Genomic DNA, 4426 nt, shown 5'->3' on the forward strand with positions numbered 1-4426 from the left:
GAGTCAGGGGTTGTCGCCCTTGATGACGGATGTCGAAGGCTAGTCGGAGGCGACTGGCGTCCATGAGCGGTTGTTGCGCCATGCGCTGGCCAAGTCCGGCGTGCCGTTCTCGCCGCACAACCCGGCACACACCCACCACTATGCGAAGTCGACAAGACGGCGCGCCAAGACCGATCGTCTCGATGCCGCACAAACCTCGCAGCCCGCTCAGGGTCCAAGAACTGGCCATCATCGCCGCTGCAAGGAAGCTCCTGGTCGTCCTCAATGCCATCATTCGATGACAAAACAGCCTTCGCATGAACACAGTAATGCCGTTCCCTAAGCCGTAGAATGCAGCCGGTGCAGAATTGCATCGTGGCGGAGCGTCGACGTCACGGAATGGATCCTCGGGTCTCGGCGTCCGCTTCGCTCCCGCTCCGCCCGTGGATGACGAATGGAGAGGGCGTTTAAGCGGCAGCCTTCCACCCATCTCTGATATGCCGATACCCTTCGCGATAAACTGCCTCCGGGCTCTCTGCGAAATCCCGCCACACCTTGGTCGCAGCCGCCAGATCCTTCAGTGATCGGCCGAACGACTCGATCGTAAGCCAATCGTCATAGCCGCTCTTGCGGATCGCCGCGAAAGTTTCCTTCCAGGGGATGTTGCCGCGCCCCGGCACGCCGCGGTCGTTTTCCGAGATGTGGATGTGGACGACGTTCCGGCGATTGCGCGTATAGGCGCCGATCGGGTCGGCCTCCTCGATATTGGCGTGAAAAGTGTCGTACATCGCCTTGATGTGCGGCCGGTCAATCGCGTCGATATGCTCGGACAGGTCGTCCATCGTGTTGACCAGATAACACTCGAAGCGGTTGAGCGCTTCGAGCCCGATGGTGACGCCCCTCTTGCCGGCATGATCGCCAATGGCGCGCTGCGAGGCGACCGAGCGCTTCTTCTCGGTCGCTGTCGGGCCGCTGCCGGAAAAGGCGCCAAGCGTCGAATGCAGCGGGCCGCTCAGCTTGTTCGCGCCGAGCGCGGCGCTGCAGTCGATCGCCGATTTCATGTAGTCGATGCCGGCCTTGCGCGTCGCTGCATCCGGAGAGATCAGGTTCATCGCCGGATCGCCCATCGCCGAGACCGCGGTGCGCTCCAGTCCGATGCGGTCGAGCATCTCGCCGAGCTTCCTGTAGTCATTCGGTTCGCCCGCAAAGACCGGTATCTCGACGCCGTCGAAGCCGGTTGCCTTGATGTCCTTCAGCAGCACCTCGTGCCTTTTCGAGACGCTCGTCGTCCATAAGAACATGCACATGCCGATTTTCATCGACACCCCTCCTCTGGCGGCCAACCACTTGCGCTAGCGGGCCACACTCCCCCTCATCCGGCCCGCGCCGGCGCCGAGCCCGCCTTTATAGCCTCGTCCACGCCCCGTTCTTCTTCGACGACTTCACGCACGCCTCTATGAAGGCCATGCCTTCGACGCCGTCCTCAATCGTCGGGAAGGCGACATCCTTGGCCAGCTTGCCGCCTTTCTTGCGCGCCGCGCGGATGGCGCGGGCCGCTTCCTGGTAGATATTGGCGAAGCCTTCGAGATAGCCCTCCGGATGGCCGGAGGGCACGCGGCTGACACGCGCCGCTACCGGCATCGCGCCGGCGCCCGCCCGGGTCAGCAACTGCTTCGGCTGGCCGAAGGGCGTGTACCAAAGATAGTTCGGGTCGGCCTGGACCCATTCGAGCCCGCCCTTCGAGCCGTAGATGCGCAGCTTCAGCCCGTTCTCGTGGCCGGGCGCCACCTGGCTCGCCCAGATCATGCCCTTGGCCGGATGCTTGTTGCCGACCGGCTTGAAGCGCAACAGCACATTGACGTTGTCGTCGAGCTGGCGTCCCGGCACGAAGGCGTCGAGGTCGGCCGAAAGGGAATCCAGCTCGAGCCCCGAGACGAAGCGGGCGAGGTTGTAGGCGTGCGTGCCAATGTCGCCGAGCGCGCCGCCGGCGCCGGCCTGCTTGGGGTCGGAGCGCCATGAGGCCTGCTTCTGACCGGTCGCAGCGAGGTCTTCGGTCAGCCAGTCCTGCGGATATTCCGACTGCACGATGCGGATGTCGCCGAGCATGCCCTTGGCCACCATCTCGCGCGCCTGCCGCACCATCGGATAGGCTGTGTAGTTGTGGGTGAGCACGAACACCTTTCCAGCCTTCTCGACCAGTGCGGCAAGCTTCTTCGCCTCGGCGAGCGAGGTCGCGAGCGGCTTGTCGCAGATGACGTGGATACCCGCCTCCAGGAAGGCTTTGGCCGCCGGCACATGCACATTGTTGGGCGTGACGATCGCCACTGCCTCGATGCCGTCGGGGCGTTTGGCTTCGGCCTTGGCCATCTCGGCATAGGAGCCGTAGCTGCGTGACGGATCGAGCCCGAGTTCTTCGGCCGAGGCCTTCGCGCGCGCCGGGTCCGACGACAGCGCGCCGGCCACCAGCACGAAGTCGTTGTCCATGCGCGCCGCAATCCGGTGCACCGCGCCGATGAAAGCGCCCTGCCCGCCGCCGACCATGCCGTAGCGGATCGGGCCGCCTCCCGTTTCCGATTTCGATGCGCCGACCATGCTTTCGTTCTCCCTCATGTTGGTTAGCTCCCCCTTGAGGGGAGGTCGATCCGCACAGCGGATCGGGTGGGGTCGCCGGGCGTGGATCTCGGCATGAAACCGACCCAGCCCGGCCCTTTGGGCCACTCTCCCCTCGAGGGGGAGGATAAAGGTGCTAAATCCCCATCATCGCGCGCAGCAGCCTCTTGTCGCTGGTGCCGCCGGCGAAATCATCAAAGGCCCTTTCGGTGACCCGGATGATATGATGCTGGATGAAGGGTGCGCCTTCGGCCGCGCCGTCCTCGGGATGCTTGAGGCAGCATTCCCATTCGAGCACCGCCCAGGAATCGTAGTTGTACTGGGTGAGCTTGGAGAAGATGCCGCTGAAATCGACCTGCCCGTCGCCGAGGGAACGGAAACGCCCGGCCCGGTTCACCCAGCCCTGATAGCCCGAATAGACGCCTTGCCGCCCCGTCGGGTTGAACTCGGCATCCTTGACGTGGAAGGCCTTGATCCGCTCGTGGTAGATGTCGATGAACTCGAGATAGTCGAGCTGCTGCAACAGGAAGTGCGACGGGTCGTAGTTGATGTTGCAACGCTTGTGGCCGCCGACCGCGTCGAGGAACATCTCGAAGGTCGCGCCGTCGAACACGTCCTCGCCTGGATGGATCTCGTAGCCGATATCGACGCCGTTCTCATCATAGACGTCGAGGATCGGCTTCCAGCGCTTGCCAAGCTCGGCAAACGCTTCCTCGATCAGCCCAGGCGGCCGCTGTGGCCACGGATAGAGGTACGGGAAGGCGAGCGCGCCGCTGAAGCTTACCGACGCCTGGAGGCCGAGATTCTTCGATGCTTTGGCGCCGAATTCCATCTGCTCGACCGCCCATTTCTGCCGGGCCTTCGGATTGTTGTGCACCTCGGGTGGCGCAAACCCGTCGAACTGCGCGTCGTAAGCCGGATGCACCGCCACCAACTGCCCCTGCAGGTGCGTCGACAGTTCGGTAATCTCGACGCCGGCTTCAGTGCAGATGCCCTTGACCTCGTCGCAATAGGTTTTCGATGACGCCGCCTTTTTCAGATCGAACAGGCGTCCGTCCCAGGTCGGGATCTGTACGCCCTTGTAGCCGAGCCCGGCCGCCCATTTGGTGATCGAAGCCAGCGAATTGAACGGCGCGGCGTCGCCCGCGAACTGCGCCAGAAACAGGCCGGGACCCTTCATCGTCGTCGACATCGGCATCCTCCCTCTCTCGTTTTCATGGACCAAGCATAGCGCCGATTGAAGCGAGGGCTAGCCTCTTCGACCGTTCGTCTCGGCGCCGACAAGCAGCGGCATTCTGGTATTACCAAATACGGCTGTTTGGTCAAGCGGCCAGAAACAGCTGGAATGCGATCCGCACGATTGCCGAAAGGGATCTTAATCTATTCAAATCAAAGCATTGACTGATGAGTTGAGCCCACTAGGTGGTCTCCTTGCCGTTACTGTGAATTTGCTGTAGAGGTTCTGTCAGGCCCAATTGGTCGAACCAGTTTCGAGAAAAAACACTGGAACGCCGTGGGGAGGAGATCATGCGACGGGCTCGGTGGAGAACGTCGCGAAAAACGTGACAGGCGAATTCTGGGAAGGACAGACCATGCATCTTTCGACGCACAACTGGATGCGGGCGGAGCCGCTGGAGGTGACGCTGAAGCGCATCAAGAAGTTCGGCTATGAGTCGATCGAGATTTCCGGTGAGCCCGAGCAGTACAAAACCAAGGAAACGCGCGCGCTCCTGAAGGAGCACGGCATACGTTGCTGGGGTTCGGTGACGCTGATGCTGGGCGAACGCAACCTTGCCGCCAAGAACCAGGGCCAGCGCGAGCGATCGGTACAATATGT

The 4426-nt window shown here is 62.6% G+C and carries 3 protein-coding genes and 1 pseudogene; 1 reads left to right on the top strand and 3 read right to left on the bottom strand.

The annotated features are described in order from the left end of the window. Positions 1-446 precede the first annotated feature (446 nt). The 3 genes from EOA60_RS20435 to EOA60_RS20445 all read right to left on the bottom strand — a co-directional run bounded on the left by EOA60_RS20435 (position 447) and on the right by EOA60_RS20445 (position 3781). On the bottom strand, positions 447-1298 hold the full coding sequence (locus EOA60_RS20435) for a sugar phosphate isomerase/epimerase (protein WP_095823529.1): 852 nt from the start codon (positions 1296-1298) through the stop codon (positions 447-449). Between the two features lie 85 nt (positions 1299-1383). Continuing rightward, entirely contained in the window at positions 1384-2571 is a 1188-nt protein-coding gene (locus tag EOA60_RS20440) for a Gfo/Idh/MocA family oxidoreductase (RefSeq protein WP_095823601.1), read from the bottom strand. A 154-nt stretch (positions 2572-2725) separates the two neighbouring features. Next, positions 2726-3781 carry a sugar phosphate isomerase/epimerase gene (locus EOA60_RS20445; protein WP_127335361.1) on the bottom strand — a complete coding sequence of 352 codons (1056 nt, stop codon included), beginning with the start codon at positions 3779-3781 and terminating at the stop codon, positions 2726-2728. Positions 3782-4181: 400 nt separating this feature from the next. Here EOA60_RS20445 and EOA60_RS20450 point away from each other — a divergent pair. Beyond that, a pseudogene (locus tag EOA60_RS20450) lies at positions 4182-4426 on the top strand (sugar phosphate isomerase/epimerase); the annotation flags it as partial.

This window comes from Mesorhizobium sp. M1A.F.Ca.IN.020.06.1.1, assembly GCF_004023265.1.
Classification (GTDB): Bacteria; Pseudomonadota; Alphaproteobacteria; order Rhizobiales; family Rhizobiaceae; genus Mesorhizobium.